This is a genomic window from Myroides sp. DF42-4-2, from assembly GCF_030326445.1.
Taxonomy (GTDB): Bacteria; Bacteroidota; Bacteroidia; order Flavobacteriales; family Flavobacteriaceae; genus Flavobacterium.
This window is the reverse complement of sequence record NZ_JACAKI010000004.1, coordinates 1-17,415: the sequence shown is the minus strand read 5'-3', so window position 1 is coordinate 17,415 and position 17,415 is coordinate 1. Positions and strand designations below refer to the sequence as shown.

Annotated in this window: 19 protein-coding genes; 9 read left to right on the top strand and 10 right to left on the bottom strand. The window is 37.4% G+C overall.

All coding sequences use genetic code 11. The features are described from left to right. A complete protein-coding gene (locus tag HX062_RS04895; protein WP_286466605.1) occupies nucleotides 1-861 on the bottom strand; it encodes an alpha/beta hydrolase family protein in 861 nt (286 codons plus the stop codon). A 111-nt stretch (nucleotides 862-972) separates the two neighbouring features. On the opposite strand from HX062_RS04895, the gene HX062_RS04890 reads away from it, so the two are divergent. Next, a complete protein-coding gene (locus HX062_RS04890) occupies nucleotides 973-1,563 on the top strand; it encodes a hypothetical protein (protein WP_182626362.1) in 591 nt (196 codons plus the stop codon). 131 nt (nucleotides 1,564-1,694) lie between these two features. On the opposite strand, the gene guaB is transcribed toward HX062_RS04890, so the two are convergent. Both guaB and HX062_RS04880 read right to left on the bottom strand, forming a co-directional pair. Continuing rightward, on the bottom strand, nucleotides 1,695-3,167 hold the full coding sequence (guaB, locus tag HX062_RS04885; RefSeq protein WP_182626361.1) for an IMP dehydrogenase: 1,473 nt from the start codon (nucleotides 3,165-3,167) through the stop codon (nucleotides 1,695-1,697). A 58-nt stretch (nucleotides 3,168-3,225) separates the two neighbouring features. Next, nucleotides 3,226-4,092 carry a hydroxymethylglutaryl-CoA lyase gene (locus tag HX062_RS04880; RefSeq protein ID WP_182626360.1) on the bottom strand — a complete coding sequence of 289 codons (867 nt, stop codon included), beginning with the start codon at nucleotides 4,090-4,092 and terminating at the stop codon, nucleotides 3,226-3,228. Nucleotides 4,093-4,277: 185 nt separating this feature from the next. Between HX062_RS04880 and HX062_RS04875 the strand changes: the two genes are divergently transcribed. Both HX062_RS04875 and HX062_RS04870 read left to right on the top strand, forming a co-directional pair. Beyond that, on the top strand, nucleotides 4,278-5,036 hold the full coding sequence (locus tag HX062_RS04875; RefSeq protein WP_286466604.1) for an enhanced serine sensitivity protein SseB: 759 nt from the start codon (nucleotides 4,278-4,280) through the stop codon (nucleotides 5,034-5,036). After that, a complete protein-coding gene (locus HX062_RS04870; protein WP_286466602.1) occupies nucleotides 5,037-5,714 on the top strand; it encodes a CatA-like O-acetyltransferase in 678 nt (225 codons plus the stop codon). It begins immediately after the preceding gene. Between the two features lie 69 nt (nucleotides 5,715-5,783). On the opposite strand, the gene HX062_RS04865 is transcribed toward HX062_RS04870, so the two are convergent. From HX062_RS04865 to HX062_RS04855, 3 genes are read right to left on the bottom strand one after another with little or no spacing between them, the layout of a single operon-like run. After that, a complete protein-coding gene (locus HX062_RS04865) occupies nucleotides 5,784-6,338 on the bottom strand; it encodes a hypothetical protein (RefSeq protein ID WP_286466600.1) in 555 nt (184 codons plus the stop codon). A 12-nt stretch (nucleotides 6,339-6,350) separates the two neighbouring features. Then, nucleotides 6,351-6,845 (bottom strand): hydrolase, encoded by a 495-nt coding sequence (locus HX062_RS04860; RefSeq protein WP_182626356.1) that lies wholly within the window; start codon nucleotides 6,843-6,845, stop codon nucleotides 6,351-6,353. A 3-nt stretch (nucleotides 6,846-6,848) separates the two neighbouring features. Beyond that, nucleotides 6,849-7,616, bottom strand: a complete 768-nt coding sequence (locus tag HX062_RS04855; protein ID WP_182626355.1) for an MBL fold metallo-hydrolase — start codon at nucleotides 7,614-7,616, stop codon at nucleotides 6,849-6,851. Nucleotides 7,617-7,698: 82 nt separating this feature from the next. Between HX062_RS04855 and HX062_RS04850 the strand changes: the two genes are divergently transcribed. Beyond that, nucleotides 7,699-9,144: a TonB-dependent receptor gene (locus tag HX062_RS04850; RefSeq protein ID WP_286466598.1), complete on the top strand. Its 1,446-nt coding sequence runs from the start codon at nucleotides 7,699-7,701 to the stop codon at nucleotides 9,142-9,144. Between the two features lie 52 nt (nucleotides 9,145-9,196). On the opposite strand, the gene HX062_RS04845 is transcribed toward HX062_RS04850, so the two are convergent. From HX062_RS04845 to HX062_RS04835, 3 genes are all read right to left on the bottom strand, one after another. Then, complete coding sequence (locus HX062_RS04845; RefSeq protein WP_182626353.1) at nucleotides 9,197-9,703, bottom strand: META domain-containing protein; 507 nt, start codon at nucleotides 9,701-9,703, stop codon at nucleotides 9,197-9,199. A 98-nt stretch (nucleotides 9,704-9,801) separates the two neighbouring features. Further along, nucleotides 9,802-10,131 carry a DMT family transporter gene (locus HX062_RS04840; RefSeq protein WP_182626352.1) on the bottom strand — a complete coding sequence of 110 codons (330 nt, stop codon included), beginning with the start codon at nucleotides 10,129-10,131 and terminating at the stop codon, nucleotides 9,802-9,804. A 79-nt stretch (nucleotides 10,132-10,210) separates the two neighbouring features. Beyond that, on the bottom strand, nucleotides 10,211-10,855 hold the full coding sequence (locus HX062_RS04835; protein WP_182626351.1) for a response regulator: 645 nt from the start codon (nucleotides 10,853-10,855) through the stop codon (nucleotides 10,211-10,213). A gap of 200 nt (nucleotides 10,856-11,055) precedes the next feature. Here HX062_RS04835 and HX062_RS04830 point away from each other — a divergent pair, with 200 nt between their 5' ends. Further along, nucleotides 11,056-11,319: a hypothetical protein gene (locus tag HX062_RS04830; protein ID WP_286466597.1), complete on the top strand. Its 264-nt coding sequence runs from the start codon at nucleotides 11,056-11,058 to the stop codon at nucleotides 11,317-11,319. Between the two features lie 90 nt (nucleotides 11,320-11,409). Beyond that, nucleotides 11,410-13,404, top strand: a complete 1,995-nt coding sequence (locus tag HX062_RS04825; protein WP_286466596.1) for a tetratricopeptide repeat-containing sensor histidine kinase — start codon at nucleotides 11,410-11,412, stop codon at nucleotides 13,402-13,404. A gap of 258 nt (nucleotides 13,405-13,662) precedes the next feature. On the opposite strand, the gene HX062_RS04820 is transcribed toward HX062_RS04825, so the two are convergent. Continuing rightward, nucleotides 13,663-14,319 carry a DNA-binding response regulator gene (locus HX062_RS04820; protein WP_182626348.1) on the bottom strand — a complete coding sequence of 219 codons (657 nt, stop codon included), beginning with the start codon at nucleotides 14,317-14,319 and terminating at the stop codon, nucleotides 13,663-13,665. Between the two features lie 304 nt (nucleotides 14,320-14,623). Here HX062_RS04820 and HX062_RS04815 point away from each other — a divergent pair, with 304 nt between their 5' ends. From HX062_RS04815 to HX062_RS04805, 3 genes are all read left to right on the top strand, one after another. Further along, complete coding sequence (locus HX062_RS04815; protein WP_182626347.1) at nucleotides 14,624-15,085, top strand: GyrI-like domain-containing protein; 462 nt, start codon at nucleotides 14,624-14,626, stop codon at nucleotides 15,083-15,085. A 402-nt stretch (nucleotides 15,086-15,487) separates the two neighbouring features. Next, the gene (locus HX062_RS04810) at nucleotides 15,488-16,279 is read left to right on the top strand and encodes a nitrilase-related carbon-nitrogen hydrolase (RefSeq protein WP_182626346.1); all 792 of its coding nucleotides are present in this window, start codon (nucleotides 15,488-15,490) and stop codon (nucleotides 16,277-16,279) included. A 74-nt stretch (nucleotides 16,280-16,353) separates the two neighbouring features. Further along, nucleotides 16,354-16,914 (top strand): GNAT family N-acetyltransferase, encoded by a 561-nt coding sequence (locus HX062_RS04805; protein ID WP_182626345.1) that lies wholly within the window; start codon nucleotides 16,354-16,356, stop codon nucleotides 16,912-16,914. Nucleotides 16,915-17,415: the final 501 nt, after the last annotated feature.

The window sequence follows — 17,415 nt, the reverse complement described above, 5'->3', positions numbered from 1 at the left end:
CTATACGTTAGGCTTAGCCTTTGTATTTTCCTTTAAAAAGCCAAGGATTTCATCGACCACTAGCTTTAAATGTACGGGTAACTCTGCTTGTTCATACGGGTGTTTTGCCCCAAAAACGTGATCAGCCCCTTCAACGATGTATAACGTAGACTCTTTCATCCACAAGTGTAGCAATTCAGCTTCTTTTACACCTACCGCTTGATCAGCCGTTCCATTGACAATCAATACGGGTTTTCGCAGATTTTGTGCGGCATACTGAATGGTTAATGCCTGTTCGTTCGCTTCAAAGTCTTCCCAAAACGTTAGATAATGAGGCATTTGCTGCTTGGTTCTGCCATTCATACTATAAAATACTCCTTCTTTTTGCCATAACTCAAAGTTGTCACGCTGTGGAAATCGCTTCTTAAAATCAGCCACGCCCGCCAAGGAAATAGCCCCTGTAACCTTATCGTTATAATAGGTTTGCAACAATACTGCCCCTCCTCCTCTACTATGTCCAATCAAAAAGATTTGAGTCTCCTCTACATAAGGCTGAACCTGATAAAAGTCGATCACTGCCGCTAAATCGTTTTGTTCTTGTGTATAAGTGTTTTTGCCAAATGCCTCTAAGTCGACAAATTCCATCGGTTGATCTAAAGATGTTCCATTGTGAGAAAAATTGAACTTTACAGCTACATATCCAGCTTTGGCTATCGTTTGCATCATCAAATCCCAAGCCCCCCAATCTTTAAATCCTTTATACCCGTGACAAAAGATAACTAAAGGCCTTTTACCTCTTTCCTCTTCCCAATAAGCATCTGCTAGAATAGAATGCGTAGTGCCATTTTTGATGATTGTAGTCTCATGACGAAGTTGTACCATAATTTTCGATATATTTTAACAAGTGAACAATATATTTTTAAAAATCATTAAGCTTAAATTTTCTAATTTAGCTCAAATAGATCTTAATAATTAACCAAAAGAATTAAGCATATGAACCATATTAGTTTAACCAAGACCACATGGAAATCTTCAATTTCCATAATTTTACTGGGTATTAGTTTATCTTTTGCTTCCCTACCTGCGTTTGCACAAGGAAAAGAACAAGTTACGATAAAAAATAAAACTTTGTCTTACGAAATTTCAAAAGAGACAACTGCAGCAGACCTAGAGGCTATTGCAAAAGAGATCAATGCTGAGAAAGTAGCCAACCTACGCTTTTCAAATGTGAAGCGAAATAACAAGAATGAAATCATTAAAATAACCACAGAATTTAATAATGACAAAGGTTCTTCCCAAAAGAAAAGTGAATATAATTCAGAGGGAATTCGTCCTTTTTCAGTTGTTATTCACGAGAAAGCAGACGGCAGTAAGTATTTAGAAATCACTTCTGATTTACAACAATATGCCTCGCCCTTCGCTGCGGATATACCCGATTTTTTACAGCCCAATTTCAACGATACCGTAGATGATTCCTTGGATATTACACCCGATCCACTACTAGACATGATACAGTCAATGCAAGCTAGCATGAAGCAACAACAAGAAATGCTAGAAAAACTGATGAAAGAAAACGAAAAATAGAATTTGGTTGACGGCAGAGAGTAAATTGTAAACCAAAAACGCCTCCCTATTGAGGAGGCGTTTTTTATATTGCACACAAAAAAGCCATAACTATAAGGTTATAGCTTTTTAAAATTAAAATTCGTTTTGTTTTATCTAGTATAGTTTGGAGCTGATTTTGTGATAGTGATATTATGTGGATGACTTTCCCCAATACCAGAAGCTGTCAGCTGTACGAAACGAGCCACTTCTTGTAGAGTTGGAATATCTTTAGCTCCACAGTATCCCATACCAGCGCGTAAACCACCAATAAATTGTAACATACTTTCGTTTAATTCCCCTTTGTAAGGAACGCGACCTTCAATTCCTTCTGGAACCAATTTTTTCACGTCATCCTCAACATCTTGGAAATAGCGATCTTTAGAACCTTGTTTCATAGCAGCAACAGAACCCATTCCACGGTATGCTTTGAATTTTCTACCTTCAAAGATAATTGTCTCACCTGGTGATTCTTTAGTTCCTGCTAACATAGATCCTAACATCACACAATCAGCACCTGCACCGATTGCTTTAGGAATATCTCCTGTATAGCGCAATCCTCCATCACCAATAACAGGAACACCTGTTCCTTTTAAAGCAGCAGCTACTTCCATAATAGCCGAAAACTGAGGAAAACCAACACCTGCCACAACGCGAGTTGTACAAATTGATCCAGGACCAATTCCCACCTTCACTGCATCAGCACCTGCTTCTACTAAATATAAAGCAGCTTCTGGTGTAGCGATATTACCTACTATTACGTCGATTTCTGGAAATGCTTGTTTTACTGATTTTAATGCGCCTACTACTCCTTGTGAGTGTCCGTGAGCCGTGTCGATAATTAAGGCGTCTACTCCTGCTTTCACTAAAGCGGTTGCGCGCTCAACGGTATCGTGTGTAACACCTAAAGCCGCAGCAACGCGTAAACGACCAAATTGATCTTTATTCGCATTGGGTTTTAGGGTTAATTTAGTGATATCTCTAAATGTAATTAGTCCGACTAATTTATACTCAGCATTCACCACTGGTAATTTCTCAATTTTATTCTCTTGAAGAATTCCTTCTGCTTGCTCTAAGGTTGTTCCTTCTGCTGCAGTGACTAAGTTTTCTTTGGTCATTACCTCCGTAATAGGCTTTGCATTTTCTTTTTCAAAACGCATATCTCTATTGGTAATAATCCCTTTTAAAACGCCGTGTTCATCCACTACTGGAATACCTCCAATACTGTATTCAGCCATAGCTTTCTTAGCATCTCCAACCGTTGCTGTTAAAGGCAGGGTTACAGGATCAATAATCATCCCTGATTCCGCTCTTTTTACTTTGCGAACTTCTTTGGCTTGCTCTTCAATTGTCATATTTTTATGGATTACTCCTATTCCTCCTTCACGAGCAATAGCAATAGCCATTTCACTTTCTGTTACTGTATCCATCGCCGCAGATACAATTGGAACATTTAGCGTAATATTTCTTGAAAAATTTGTTTTTAAACTTACCTCCCGTGGTAAAACTTCCGAATAATTTGGAACTAAAAGAACATCATCGTAAGTTAATCCTTGACCGATGATTTTTGTTGTGTGTGCTTTCATGTGCAATTGTAGTTGAATTGCACGCAAATTTAGTTTTTTTTATTCAGGTAAAAAAATCCTAGTGGTAAAAATTAAAAACTTTTAACGCTTCGTTATAGGCACTCTCAAAAGACATCGCACTTAAATTCGTATCTATCTTATTAGCAGTAAAATAGCTTAACATTTTTTCTGTTGGCATATTTCCAGTTAAATCATCTTTTGCCATTGGACATCCGCCATAGCCTTTAATTGCTCCGTCATAACGCAAACAGCCTGCTTTATAAGCTGCGTCAATCTTTTCAAACCACAAATCTGGTGTGGTGTGTAAGTGCGCTCCAAATTCGATCTCAGGATAAGCAGGAATCAAATTGCTGTACAGATAATCAATTACCTCTGGTGTTGAACTTCCTACCGTATCGGATAAAGAAAGGATTTTCACCCCCATAGTTGCTAAACGCTCCGTCCACTCGCCAACGATATCCACATTCCACGGATCTCCATAGGGATTTCCAAAGCCCATAGACAAATAGGCCACTACTTCTTTATTGGTCTTTGTCGCTATATTTAGAATCTCTTGCAGCGTTACTATAGACTCCGCAATCGTTTTATGCGTATTTCGCATTTGGAAATTCTCAGAGATAGAAAATGGGAATCCCAAATACTGAATTTCTTTGTGTACGGACGCCTCTTCTGCCCCACGGGTATTAGCAATAATCGCTAACAATTTGCTTTGGGTTTTACTCAAATCGAGCTGTGCCAAAACATCAGCCGTATCAATCATTTGAGGAATCGCCTTTGCAGACACAAAACTTCCGAAATCAATGGTATCAAATCCTACACGCAATAACGCTTGTAAGTATTGTACTTTTTTTTCTGTTGGTATAAACATTTTAATGCCCTGCATAGCATCGCGCGGACATTCTATAATTTTTACTGTTGGCTTCATAGTGCTCCAAAGATAGAAGAAAGCAAGATATTCTCAAAAACAAATTATAAATTTAAAAATCACCTTCTTTTGCCTTTTTCTTTTTCTTTCTTCTTTATTAAAAACAACTGTAATCTTTAAGATTATTTTAGATAAATACAGTAGAATTAATCGTAAGTTTGAAGAGCAAAGATAAAATAGTGACCATGACTCAACCCAAACAAAAAGCGCTAAACAAAAACTTGCCTCTGGCAGACATCATAGAAAAAGCAGGAACAGACAAAGAATATCGCGCTGTTTTCTACGAAAAATTCTTAAAGAACGACATTTATGTTTTGGTAAAAAAGGAGTACAACCAAGCCAATAGTTTCAATGCCAATGCGCCTATTATCACCTTTGAGAATCAACATATTCCCGTTTTTACAGACCCCAAACACATTTACGACCAAGGGGCTATTCAGGATGAAATGAACTATATGAAAGTCAACGGCAGAGCCTTTTTAGAACTCGCTATGGGACATCACATCATCGTCAATCCCTTTTCAAAAGTATACAAAGAACTAGTGCCAAATGAAATAGCTGACATGTTGAATGGCTCTATCTTTAACTTTATGAAGGACGATGTGGCACACCTACACATGCAAGCCCTTATTGGAAAACCAGAAATAGAACCCACGGCCTTACTTCAAGACCTAAAGATAACCTTCGCCTCTATTCCCGCAATTGCTTCTGCGTATATTGGCTGGACCTTTAATGAGCGCATTGATCAAAAACCGCATTATATCTTTGCCATTGATTGCGAAGTAAAAGATGCTGCTGGATTTAAAGAAATTGCTGATGTTATCTCAAATTTATGTAAACCTCACCTGAAAAAAGAAGACTATATCGACATTATTCGCTTAGAACCTAAGGGCAATTTTAGCGACTATTTTTACAACGAAGATCAACCGTTTTACACCAAGTAAATGAAACCAATTTTACCCGCGTTTACTCCAATTGACAGAGAAACCTGGAGTAGAACCCCCTATTACGATTACTATCGTACACAACTCAAAACAAAGTACACCATTAGTATCAAAATTGATATTACGGTCCTGCTGGCTACCTATAAGGCGAAAGGGTATAAATTCTTTCCCACTTTCCTCTATGTAATCATGCGTGCCCTGAACAATAGCGAAGCGCTTCGCACCTGCATACACCAAGGACAACTAGGGGTTTGGAATTTTTTGTCTCCTCAATTTACACTCTTTCACGATGATGATAAAACCTTCTCCGATTTATGGAGTGACTATTACGGTGATTTTCCGTCCTTTCATCGGGCGATCACCCAAGATATCGAACAGTATAAAAACGTAAAGGGAATCAAGGTAAAATCGGGGCTACCAGCTAATTTTGTACCAATTTCTTGTGTCCCTTGGATCAGTTTCGAGAGCATCAGTCAGGATACCTCAGACGATACCGATTTCTTGAAGCCCATCATTCGCTTTGGTAAATATTATCAAGAGCAAGAACGCGTCTTGATTCCCCTGTCCGTGTATGTCAATCACGCAATCGCAGATGGGTATCACACCGCGGCGTTTTTAAATGACATCCAACACCTAGCAGCTAATGTAAACAGCTGGCTAACAACAGAAAACAAATAAAAAACGGAAGTCAAACTAGTTGTTCGCTTCCGTCTTCTTATCTTGTTAAGTTCTTGCACTCCTCTCCTATTAAAAAAGGTCTCCTTCTTCCACCCCTTCAATAACCTGATCTGAATGAATCAGCTGCAAATCAATGGTTTTAGCAGCAGTAAACTTGATTTGATCTTTATATTTCAACACCATGCCGTTCTCTACGTTCAAGCTCCATCCCTCGTTCAAGTAAATGGTTTTCGTTCGGTCACTTGTCAACACAATGCTTTTCTCTTTTTGGGGTAAAAATATTTCTGCTTCTTTGCCATCCTTAGCGAAGAGCACAAAACAGCTTACTTCATTGTTTTCCAAATCATTTTCCAGATCACTCCCAGCGTTTGCATCATCATCAATTGGGTTTAATCGAAATCCAACTTCAAACACGCGAATACAATCTTCCGATAAATAGCTGTATCGATAACCCGCAGTATAAGCACAACCAAAGCCATCTTCTTCACCGACAACAGTTTTACCGCCATCTGTAACGATAGACTTATCTTGTGTTTCATTGCTTTTTCTATCTTTGAGTATAAAATCACAGGAAACTAAACTAACTGATAAGAGTATCCCTACTACTAGTGCACTTTTTCTCATCCTTAAAGCCTTTTAATGTGTTGAATACAAAACCGTTTCAATGGTTGAAAATTCAGTTGGTTTTTCAGGATTGTAAAAGTATTTAATCAACACCTCTCCGTGCAATCCTCCAGAATAAAAATCGGCTATAATCCAACGGTGATTAATAAACTGTACTTTATTAATAATACATTTCTGTCCATCCATTGCGCCATATGGCACGAGGGGATTTCCCGTATCAAGATGATTTAGCGCTAAAATTTCCTCGCGGATTTTATCCACATCTTGATCTAGTGTTTTGTAATTGAAATACTCTTGTGCATCGTCGTTATACTCCAATGAAAAATACTTCGCATCATTTAACTCTTTAGATGCCAGCTTTAAAGAATCTCGAACAATGGCTATACGCTTATGGGCTATTTCGATTTTCTTCTCTTCTGATTTCATCATGTTGCGGTTTGTATTGTACAAAAGGGCAATGACTAAAACTGAGAATACAAAAAGATAAAAAAAGACTTTATGTCTCATGATTTATGGTAGTTTTATTTGTTGTTCATCGTAAGCCAAAGATACATTTTTTGGCAATATCTTTTCCACTTCCTCGCAAAAACCTAAATCTTGTGAGATATGGATGAGATAAGCATGACAAGGATTGATTTTTTCAATAAAAGCTAGGGCTTCCTCTAAGTTAAAATGGGTAGGATGTTCTTTAATGCGCAAAGCATTAACAACCAGAACCGAACAACCTTTTATTTTCTCAATTTCTGTATCGGCTATGTATTTGGCATCGGTGATATAGACTAGATCGCCCAAGCGGAAACCAAAAATTGGCAAATCGCCATGTTGAATGGACAAGGGTACGATGGGTTTTCCTTTAATATAAAAGGTTTGATCTTCTTCGATGGTATGAGATGCAACACTAGGTGCTCCAGGATATCGATTTTCTGTGGTAAAAATATAGTCATAACGCTTTTCTAGGGCCGTAAGTACCCGGGCGGAAGCGTAGATAGGCATAGGACCATACAAAAAGGTCAACGGGCGTATTTCATCTAGTCCCGCAATGTGATCTGCGTGCTCATGGGTAAACAAAATTGCATCGAGATAGTTGCAATCTGCTTGTAGCATTTGCTGTCTAAAATCTGGACCACAATCGATCAAGATGGTCAAGTCATCCCAAGTAATCAATGCGGATGTTCGCAAACGGTAATCGCGTTTATCCAAACTCTTGCCAATGGGGTGATCTATTGCTATCACTGGAACTCCTTGAGAAGTACCTGTTCCTAAAAATCGTATTTCCAAAACCTATTCCTTTTTATACAAAAGTACACTTTATCTTTTTTTTGTTGTACATAATTTGTTACTTTGTTACAAAAGCCAATAAATGGAACATTTTGCAGAAGATCTAGTATTAGAAGGGGATCGAATCATTGAACATCAACCTGCTATTTCGGATAAGGCACTCCGTATAAACCTCAATCACGATATTTATGGAACATTTGCTGAGATCGGTGCTGGTCAAGAGACCGTGCGTCATTTCTTTCGAGCGGGTGGCTCGTCGCGAACAGTTGCCAAAGCGATGTCTGCCTACGACAAATCCTTTAGCGATGCCATTTATAGTGTAGAAGACGATGGACGATATGTTACAGAAAGCCGACTGAATAAAATGTTGGATTATGAAACCAAGAAAATCGAAGATCGAATTCCCCGTGCTGCAAATCCAACTAAAACGTTTTTCAGCTATGCCAATACAGTAGCTACGATTGACTATGCCAAAAAGAATAAAGGACATGGTTGGGTTGGAATTATCTTTCAAACCGCTCCAAATGAAGCGTATAGCAAAATAGTCCTTCACATTCAATTCAAAGAAACTGATTCTAAACTACAACAAGAAACCTTGGGAATTTTGGGGGTAAACCTCATCTATGGGGCGTATTACCAACACCATGATCCCAAGAAATTAATCAGCTGTTTGTACGATCACTTGGATCGCGATCAGATCGAAATTGACAGCATTAGCTTAACAGGACATTTATTTTCACATATCGACAACCGCTTGATGAGCCTGCTCTTGGTAAAAAATGGTATGACAGAAGCAGTTATGTTTGGACCTGACGGACAAAGTAGATTAGCGGCAAACGAATTGTATCGCAAAAATATTCTAGCCCTTCGCGGTAGCTTCCGACCAGTTACCCTGGTCAATATGAATATGTACCAAAAAGCCTTAGATTCTTTTGTAAAAGAAAATCAACTACAGAGACAAGATACTACCGTGATTTTTGAAATTACCCTTTCTAACCTTTTAATGGAAGGTAATTTGGATGAAAACGACTTCCTTCACCGTGCAGATTTACTCTGTTCCCTAGGACAAACCGTAATGATCTCCAACTTTCAAGAATACTACAAGCTAACAGCTTATTTCTCTAAATACACCTCGGAAAAAATCGCCCTTTCAATGGGAGTTAGTAGCCTGCTCAATATTTTTGAAGAAAAGTATTACGCCAACCTGACCGGTGGTATTTTAGAAGCCTTGGGAAAATTATTCCGCAATCAAATGAGAATATACCTCTACCCAATGAAAGATGAAACGGGCAATATTATCGACTCAACCAATCTAAAAGTGGATTTACACATCAAAGAACTATACAAATTCTTTAAGAAAAACAACCAAATTGTTGATATTACCAATTACGAATTAAAAAATCTGGACATATTCTCTCGTGATGTCTTGCGCTCGCTTCAGTGTAACGAAGCAGGATGGGAGAACAAATTGCCTCCGGGAATTGCAACGATGATCAAAGAAAATCAACTCTTTGGCTATCACAAATAAACATAAAAAAAAGCGACGTTTATAAAACGTCGCTTTTTTTTCTATTATTATCTTACTTTACTTCTTGTTCGATATCAGGATGGATTTGTTTAAACTCCATCACAACTTTATCTCCATTTTTAAAGAGCAATGCACTCTCAGTAATTTCATAGTTTGTCACTTCCGTCAAGCCTTTTGTAAATGCAGCATCTGCTACACCTTCACAGAACATACGCGTTGCGCCTAATTTATCACCAATGGAAATACCGTTGTTCTCCTTTACTTCATACGTTCCTGTCAATGCATTACATCCGTCATTGCCGTGAACCATAAGATTTCCTTCAAAACTCAACATCGGTTTTTTACCTGGAAATAGTTCCTCCAATTTTTTGTCAGCTGTTTCTTGCGTATGAATGGCAATTAACTCCCAACTACCAAATAAATTTGCTTTTGTCGTAACTGCTGTTTCAACTGCAGGTTTGTCCGTTGATTCAAGCGCTTTTTCCGTTGTTTTTTTTTCGTTACACGCCGCTAACGCCAAAACCAATACGCCTACAGTTAAAAATTTAATTTTTCTCATTTTTTCACAATTTTTAATGATATACCATTTTATTCTAATCCAAATATAAAGAGTTATTTGGAATAAATTGCAAAAGTAACTTAAAAACTAGCTTTTTACTAAGTAGCAGAGACCACTTTCAAACCGATAATTGAACCTATTAGAGTAGCAATAAAAAACAAGCGCCAAAAGGTAGAGGGATCTTTAAATACAAAAATTCCAACAAGCACAGTTCCCACTGCGCCAATTCCGGTCCATACCGCATAGGCAGTTCCCAAAGGTAACGTTTGTGTAGCCTTGATTAACAAAGCCATACTCATACATAGGGCAAAGAGAAAACCTGCATACCACCAAATTGACTCCGTTCCTTTTGTTTCATTGGCTTTTCCCAAGCAATACGTAAAACCAACTTCAAAAAAACCTCCGATAATTAATACAATCCAGTTCATTTTATTTTTTTTGCGAAAGTATAATTATAAAATCTATTTTTTTTATCCTATGATAAATATTTATCGCAAAAGATTGCTATTAGATAAAACCTTCTTCTTTAACTTTTCGGATTAATCCTCCGTTATCCAAGACGTCAAAAGTTTGTTTCAGACCCGCAATTCGCTTGTTGACGGCACTATCACTTAAACACAGCGTTTCGCTAATTTCTTTAATGCGAAACCCCTTGTCGAGCAATAGCAAGATTTGAATATTTTGCTCCTGCAACAACGCCTCTCTCTTGTAGATTTCTCTCAGTGCTTCAGTGGCGTGAACGCTGTAAAAACGCTCTCCTTCTAAAACTTTTTTAATTGCGCTTCTCAAGATTTCCTCGTTTACATCTATTTTGAGCAACAGCGCTTGTGGTACAATCTTTTTGTGTATGTCATAGAGTACCAAAACCCCTTCATGCCCGGTAATGAAAACCACACTCACTTGGGGAAATCGTTTTTTTGCTAGAGCAACAAAATCGACACCATCTTTAATTTCTTCTACCTCTTCACCTTTTCCCAAGTTATAGTCCACAATAATTAAATCTAATTGTACACAATGGTCAATTTGTGCCACACCCTCTTGGACAGAAGTAGCACTCAATAGCGTAGCCTCAGCAAATTGCTGCTGTAAAATTTGAAGATACCAGTCTACAATCATTTGGTGATCATCGATAACTAAGACAGTAAAACTCAAAATTGTTTGTTTTTTTTAACATAGTATACAGTTTTTCTGTACAAGTACAAGTAAAAATATAAATATGTTTGTTAAGCAATCGAACTATTTTAGTATAAAAAACATTTTTTTATCTTTTACAAACCTTAAATATAAGTTTAAAATATTTCATTTTATTAAAAATAACGATAAATTACTATTTTTTTAAAAACAGAATCCATATGAGAAAAATTATCCTTACCTCGATTTCAGCATTTGCTTTGCTTTTGTTAGCTTCATGTTCTACAGACAACATGCCATCTGAAGGAAATGGAAGTGGCAAAGAAAGCCTTAATGTAACAATAAACAAGACAAACTCCAACGGTGAAAACGCTTCAATTGAAGTAGCAGTAGACACAGTTAAAACCAATATACAAGTAATAAACAGTGCCTCAAAAACGTTAGAAAACGGAGATGTAGGTCAAATAAAAGACAAGAAAAAATAAATCAGATAAACAGTTTAATCCTCAATTTTCACCGATAAAATTGGGGATTAATTCTTTTTTAACTTCCTTTGTTTCTCTTAAGAAACTCGTATGAAAGTAAATTATTTACTACCGCTACTACTCATTGTTTTCTGTTTTGCCTCTTGCTCCAAAGAAGCCAACAAACAAAAACACAATGATTTATCAAATTACCTCAATCACATTGAGGAGTCTGATCGCAATCAGCGGGATAAAATAATACAACTGGATTCCATCCTACTCACCTTGGAGGATGATTTTAACTCCAAAGCGCATCGAGAACTCTTGTTTCACTTTGCTGGTGTTGCCTATAACATAAAGGCAAACGAATTGTACTTTAAAACCAGTCAAAACTTACTATCCCTTGCACAAAAAGCCAAAGACACGCATGATATAGCCAAGGCCTATTTTTATTTAGGCGACTATTATGAGGATATAGTGAAATTGGACAGTGCCTATGTATCCTATTCTTATGCTGCAAAATTCTACCAAGCAAAACAAGACACCTTACATGTAGGTATCATGCAAAAAAGCATGGCAATCATCTTATTTGAAGAAGGCTTATTTAACCAAGCGGAGGTAGAAGCTTTTGCTTCCATACAAAAGATCGCACCGTACAAGGATAATAAATTACTACTTGAAGCATATGTTACAATTGCCAGTATTCTAGACCAAAACTCACAAAGTGAAGAGGCCGTTTTATACTACAAAAAAGCGCTCGATCTTTTAAACAATTATGATTCAAAACAGAATGTGACGATTCAAAGGATTACGATCTACAACAATATAGGCTATTTGTACAACGGGCTTAAAAATTACACAGAGGCAGAACAGGCGTTATTGAATGGATTAAATCTACTGACACAAGACCTACAAAACAGTCTGTTGCACGCGATGTTATTCAACAACTTGGCTCTGACTTACATCAAGACAGACAGGCTTACGGAAGCGGAGCAACTAGTAAAAGACGCCTATCGCATACGCACAAGCTTACAAACGCCCCAAGGACTCATTTCGAGTTACAGTCGTTTTGGCGAGCTTTATCTCGCCAAGAAAGATACCTTGAAAGCGGTTGAATACTGGAAAAAAGGATTCAAAACGTCGGAAAAAGTGAAAGCGCGCAATACAGCTTTGACCAATCTGCGCTATTTGAGCTTATACGATCAGCAAAATGCCAAAGAATACACCCAGCGCTACTATGAGATTAACGATAGCCTGAAAAAGTTACAAATTGAAAATCGAACAAAATTTGCCCGCATAGAATACGAAACTGCTCAATTAGAAGCGAGAAATGAACTCTTATCTCAACGCATAACCCTCTTCAGCATTCTCTCTCTATTAGCAGTGTTGTTGTCCATTTTAATCTACATTCTATTCAAACAAAAAATGATTCAAAGACGTCTGTTGTTTGAACAACAGCAACAACAAGATCGCGAATTAATTTACAAACTGATCTTACAACAAGAAGAAATTGCCAAAACTACCCTTTTGGATGAGCGAACGCGTATCAGTACTGAATTACACGACGGAATCATTAATACACTGTTCAACATCCGATTGATGCTTTCTAACGAATGTACCCCACAAAATCGTCAACTCATTGCCTCAGAAATTGAAGGTGCACAGCAACAAATCAGACGCATCTCCCACAACCTGCAAGATCAATCACTTGCCATGGGTAACTTCACTCCTATTCTAGAAAATTTAATAGAAAAAAACACAACAACTGCACAGTCCTTTACCCTGTTAATCGCTCGTAATTTTGACTGGAATAATTTTGATTACAAAACCAAAATGAATATCTATCGCATTGTTCAAGAATCCATACAAAACATCATTAAACACGCCCAAGCCACTCGCTCGATTATCTCCATTGTAGAATCCATGTCCAGCTATCACATCAAAATTCAAGACAATGGCATAGGATTTAAAGTCAGTGAAAGCAAAAAAGGCATTGGTTTAAAAAACATTCAATTTCGCGTGAATCAAATTAATGGAGTACTAACTATTCATTCAAGCGCGAATAAAGGGACGGTATTGGAAGTTACACTTGCAAAAGCAAAATAGGGATAGGTGTCCCCACAACCAATCCCTATTTACCTAAATTAATCAATAGATATTTATTTTTACCTATTTGCGAATTACATCTTATGCTATTCAGCAAAACAATGGTACAAACACATAAACCACAAATATATTGGTATGATAATATCAAGCGCTAAAGTAGGCATAAGCCCTTATTTTTCAAAGCCTGCCCCCTTTCTTTTAACAAAAATGAAAGTTGAACATTCATTTTTCAACTGAATCAATCCTTATTTCTTAAAATTAAATGAATCCTTGGAGTTTTACTTGCTTTAAAAGCTCAGATAAGTCGTTTACATCAAACTCTTTTTTTAGGGTAGTGAGCATGCGTTGGACGGTGCTTTGACTCTTAAAGACAATTTCACAGATTTCTTGAACCTTATATCCTTTGTCTAACAACATCAGGATTTCTATGTATTGTTCTTGCTGCATCAATTGGCGCTTAGCCAACAAACTGAGTACATTTTTGACTCCAATACTGTAAAATACTTGCCCAATCATGCATTGACGAATCGTCTCAATCAACAACTCATCCGTCACATCGGCTTTCATCAGTAAAGCATCTGGGCGTAGTTTTTTGTGAATACTATAGATTAACAAGGCCTCTTCATGCCCTGTTATCATGATAATTTTTGCTTTTGGAAACTTTTCCTTTGCGTATAGCGCCAATTTTTGTCCATCGGAAATACGCAGTTGAACATCAAAGTTCTTCGACAAATTATAATCTATGATTAATACATCAATACTAGGTAAGTCATCGAGATACTCAATCGCTTTTGGAATCGTTTCACTAGCATAAAAAGTACTTTCTAAAAAATTTTCACGCAATAGGCGAATATAACTAGTCAAAATCATCGGGTGATCATCTATCACTAGAAATACGGGGTTATATAGATTCATAATAAGCTATGATTAGACGTACTTTTATTTTTACCAAATTTACTCTTTTTTTTCTAGAGCGCACTACTCTAGTTCCTCAAACAAATAGGTCTTCCTTACAATATAAATAATAAAAAAGATTTTTTCTGTATTTTATATAAAAAACATAACTTCAAAATTAGTAAATGATTAGTTTTTATTTTGTCATGACTATTCTTTAAGGCTACCACCTGCTCTTTTGAACGTTTTTACAGTTGTATTCCTCCTATTGACATAAGGCTGTCATATACTCCTTTTATCTTTGCAACACATTTATATTTTTAGCATGGAAATAAAACAACTAGCAGCGATTCCTATTATTGGAATTGCAGTACGAACAACCAATCAAGAAGGACAATCTGCCATAGATATTCCGCAATTGTGGGCGACCTTTCACAGCCAACAGCTCCAACATAAAATTCCGAATGCATGTACTGACACTATCTATGTAATCTACACCCACTATGAGCGTGATCATACTACGCCCTATACCGCTATTATCGGTTGTCAGGTTAGCTCATTGGACGATGTGCCTGAAGGGATGGTGACACATAGTATTGCTGAAGGATCGTATATTCAACGTATTGTACGTGGTAATTTAGTGGATAATATTGTATTTAACGAATGGATCGATATTTGGAATTCCCCCAACCTCAATCGAAGCTATACATCTGATTTTGAAGTTTACAGTCCTTCCTCTCAACATCCAACACAAGCGGAAGTAGCCATTTATATTGCAACTCAGTAAAGCGAGACCAGACAGTTAAACAGCTAGCCTGTAGAATGTTTACTACACAATTACAACTGTTGCTAATTAAAAGGAGGGCGGCTAAAAAACAGGTGTTCGTCTATTTTTTAAAATTAGTGTAAACCATAAGCAAGAGGACAAACACAATACATGATCAATCGTTTTGGTGGGATTTCAGCCAGTAAATTACTAGGGAAAACAGAAAGTTACTGAGGTGAATCTCAAAACTTCATGGCTTGCTATAAAAGAGAAAAAATAAAACTGGTTTTATTCTTTTAATCCTTTGGATCTGAATCTCGCTTCTCGAAAGGCATTCTTTCAGACAAAGCTCAATTCCATACGTGAAACATGTGAAACTCTACTTATCTTTGTAACTTATAACCTTTAAAAAACGTGTATACTATGAGAGTAGGCTTTTTTCAATATGCTGTAATTTGGCGCGACATACAAGCGAATCTAGACTATATTGCAACCCGAGTAAAAGGGAAATCTTTTGACTTATTAGTACTACCTGAATTTTTTACTACGGGCTATGCCATGGACACCAAAGAAGAAATCCTTCCATTTGCAGAAGAATTAAGCAAAAGTACCACCGTTGATTTTCTTGCTACCCTCCTAGCCGAGACCGGAAATGGTTATATATCGGGAACAATCCCTGAACTACACCAAGGTGTTTTGTACAATACGTCTATTCTCGTTGGTGCAGAGGGATTGGTTGCTTCTTATCGCAAGATTCACCTACCCGATTATGAAAAACGATTCTTTGAGGCGGGTGATACGGCCATTGTATACCCTAGTAATCAAGGAAAAATAGGCCTGACGATCTGCTTCGATTGTTGGTTTCCACAGCACACTTCCATACTCAAATTACAAGCAGTGGATGTGATATGTCACTCCTCTTGTTTTGGCGGTCCTGTTACACCGACTATCATTCCTATTCGCGCATTGGAAAACCAGTGCTTTTACATTAGCTGCAATCGCATTGGAGAAGAGTACTTTGACGGAGAACTAGAATCATACCGAGGAGAGAGTCAAATTGTCAATCCCGATGGACAAATCCTAGCTAAAGCAAACAAGGAAGAAGTTTTAACCATACTCGATATTGATCTAAACCAGGTGAATCACCCTGATTTTGGGAGCTTAATCACCAAAGACTTTCAATCTGAACACGAAAAATACAACATTCAACTGTAACTAGGAGTGCGTTCAATCGAAGTCACTCCACCTTTGAATCGTCATATTATCTTTTAAATAAAAATTTGAACTTGATGTTTTTTAACGAATTTCCTACAATACAAACGGAGCGCTTACTATTGAGAGCCCTTCACTTTACGGATGCCCCAGCTTTATTCGATTACTTTTCTAGAGATGAAGTTACGGAATTCTACGACCTACCGACGTTTCAATCCGTACATGAAGCACATGAATTGTTGCTGGCTTGGCAAGAGCGCTACCAAAATAACGATTCTATCCGCTGGGCCATTACTCAAATCGAACACCCAGAACGCCTAATCGGAACTTGTGGGTTTCACAATTTTTCAACAGAAAACTTCAGAGCTGAAATTGGTTATGAATTACACCCTGACTTTTGGCAAACAGGTATGATGACTGAAGCAATTAACGCCTTGATTCCCTTTGGATTTGAGCATTTTAATCTACACCGCATTGAGGCATTTATCGATCCGTCTAACCTAGCTTCACGCAAACTACTGCAAAAAGTAGGATTGAAATCTGAAGGAGTGTTGCGTGATTATTTTTATGAAAAAGAGAAATTTGTCGATGGTGAAATTTTCAGCTTGTTGAAGAGAGAATATTACCCTAATCTATAAATCGAACTAGTTCAATGGCCATGCGCGTCTGGACACTAGATAGCGCCTTTGGCCTCTTCTTTGCCGAATTTCTATGTGCATCTCTTACCTTCGACATCTGATATACCGTAGGCAAAGAACATGGATATGACTGCTTTTTTTTGGCCTTATGATACCCCTAGTAGCCAATAAACACCGACACAACGCCCTGGTTTTGGCAACGTAAGATCATCGATACATAGGCAGTTAATCCTTCATTTTACAGTATTTAATCCTTTTTAAAAAAAATAGATTGAAAAAATTTTAAAGGCTTAGATTTTTAGAACCAAAGAGTTAATGATTTTTGAAGGTACATCAAACAAAAAAAAGCGACAATTCTCTTGCAGATTAACAAAACAGCGCTATCTTTGCACCGTTCTAATACAGAACTGAGGCATACGCTGAAAGGGGAGATACTCAAGCGGCCAACGAGGACGGACTGTAAATCCGTTGGGAAACCTTCGCAGGTTCGAATCCTGCTCT

Coding starts and splice junctions, on each gene's coding strand:
- HX062_RS04895 (WP_286466605.1), bottom strand. CDS start 861: ATGGTACAACTTCGTCATGAGACTACAATCATCAAAAATGGCACTACG.
- HX062_RS04890 (WP_182626362.1), top strand. CDS start 973: ATGAACCATATTAGTTTAACCAAGACCACATGGAAATCTTCAATTTCC.
- guaB (WP_182626361.1), bottom strand. CDS start 3,167: ATGAAAGCACACACAACAAAAATCATCGGTCAAGGATTAACTTACGAT.
- HX062_RS04880 (WP_182626360.1), bottom strand. CDS start 4,092: ATGAAGCCAACAGTAAAAATTATAGAATGTCCGCGCGATGCTATGCAG.
- HX062_RS04875 (WP_286466604.1), top strand. CDS start 4,278: ATGACTCAACCCAAACAAAAAGCGCTAAACAAAAACTTGCCTCTGGCA.
- HX062_RS04870 (WP_286466602.1), top strand. CDS start 5,037: ATGAAACCAATTTTACCCGCGTTTACTCCAATTGACAGAGAAACCTGG.
- HX062_RS04865 (WP_286466600.1), bottom strand. CDS start 6,338: ATGAGAAAAAGTGCACTAGTAGTAGGGATACTCTTATCAGTTAGTTTA.
- HX062_RS04860 (WP_182626356.1), bottom strand. CDS start 6,845: ATGAGACATAAAGTCTTTTTTTATCTTTTTGTATTCTCAGTTTTAGTC.
- HX062_RS04850 (WP_286466598.1), top strand. CDS start 7,699: ATGGAACATTTTGCAGAAGATCTAGTATTAGAAGGGGATCGAATCATT.
- HX062_RS04845 (WP_182626353.1), bottom strand. CDS start 9,703: ATGAGAAAAATTAAATTTTTAACTGTAGGCGTATTGGTTTTGGCGTTA.
- HX062_RS04840 (WP_182626352.1), bottom strand. CDS start 10,131: ATGAACTGGATTGTATTAATTATCGGAGGTTTTTTTGAAGTTGGTTTT.
- HX062_RS04830 (WP_286466597.1), top strand. CDS start 11,056: ATGAGAAAAATTATCCTTACCTCGATTTCAGCATTTGCTTTGCTTTTG.
- HX062_RS04825 (WP_286466596.1), top strand. CDS start 11,410: ATGAAAGTAAATTATTTACTACCGCTACTACTCATTGTTTTCTGTTTT.
- HX062_RS04820 (WP_182626348.1), bottom strand. CDS start 14,319: ATGAATCTATATAACCCCGTATTTCTAGTGATAGATGATCACCCGATG.
- HX062_RS04815 (WP_182626347.1), top strand. CDS start 14,624: ATGGAAATAAAACAACTAGCAGCGATTCCTATTATTGGAATTGCAGTA.
- HX062_RS04810 (WP_182626346.1), top strand. CDS start 15,488: ATGAGAGTAGGCTTTTTTCAATATGCTGTAATTTGGCGCGACATACAA.
- HX062_RS04805 (WP_182626345.1), top strand. CDS start 16,354: ATGTTTTTTAACGAATTTCCTACAATACAAACGGAGCGCTTACTATTG.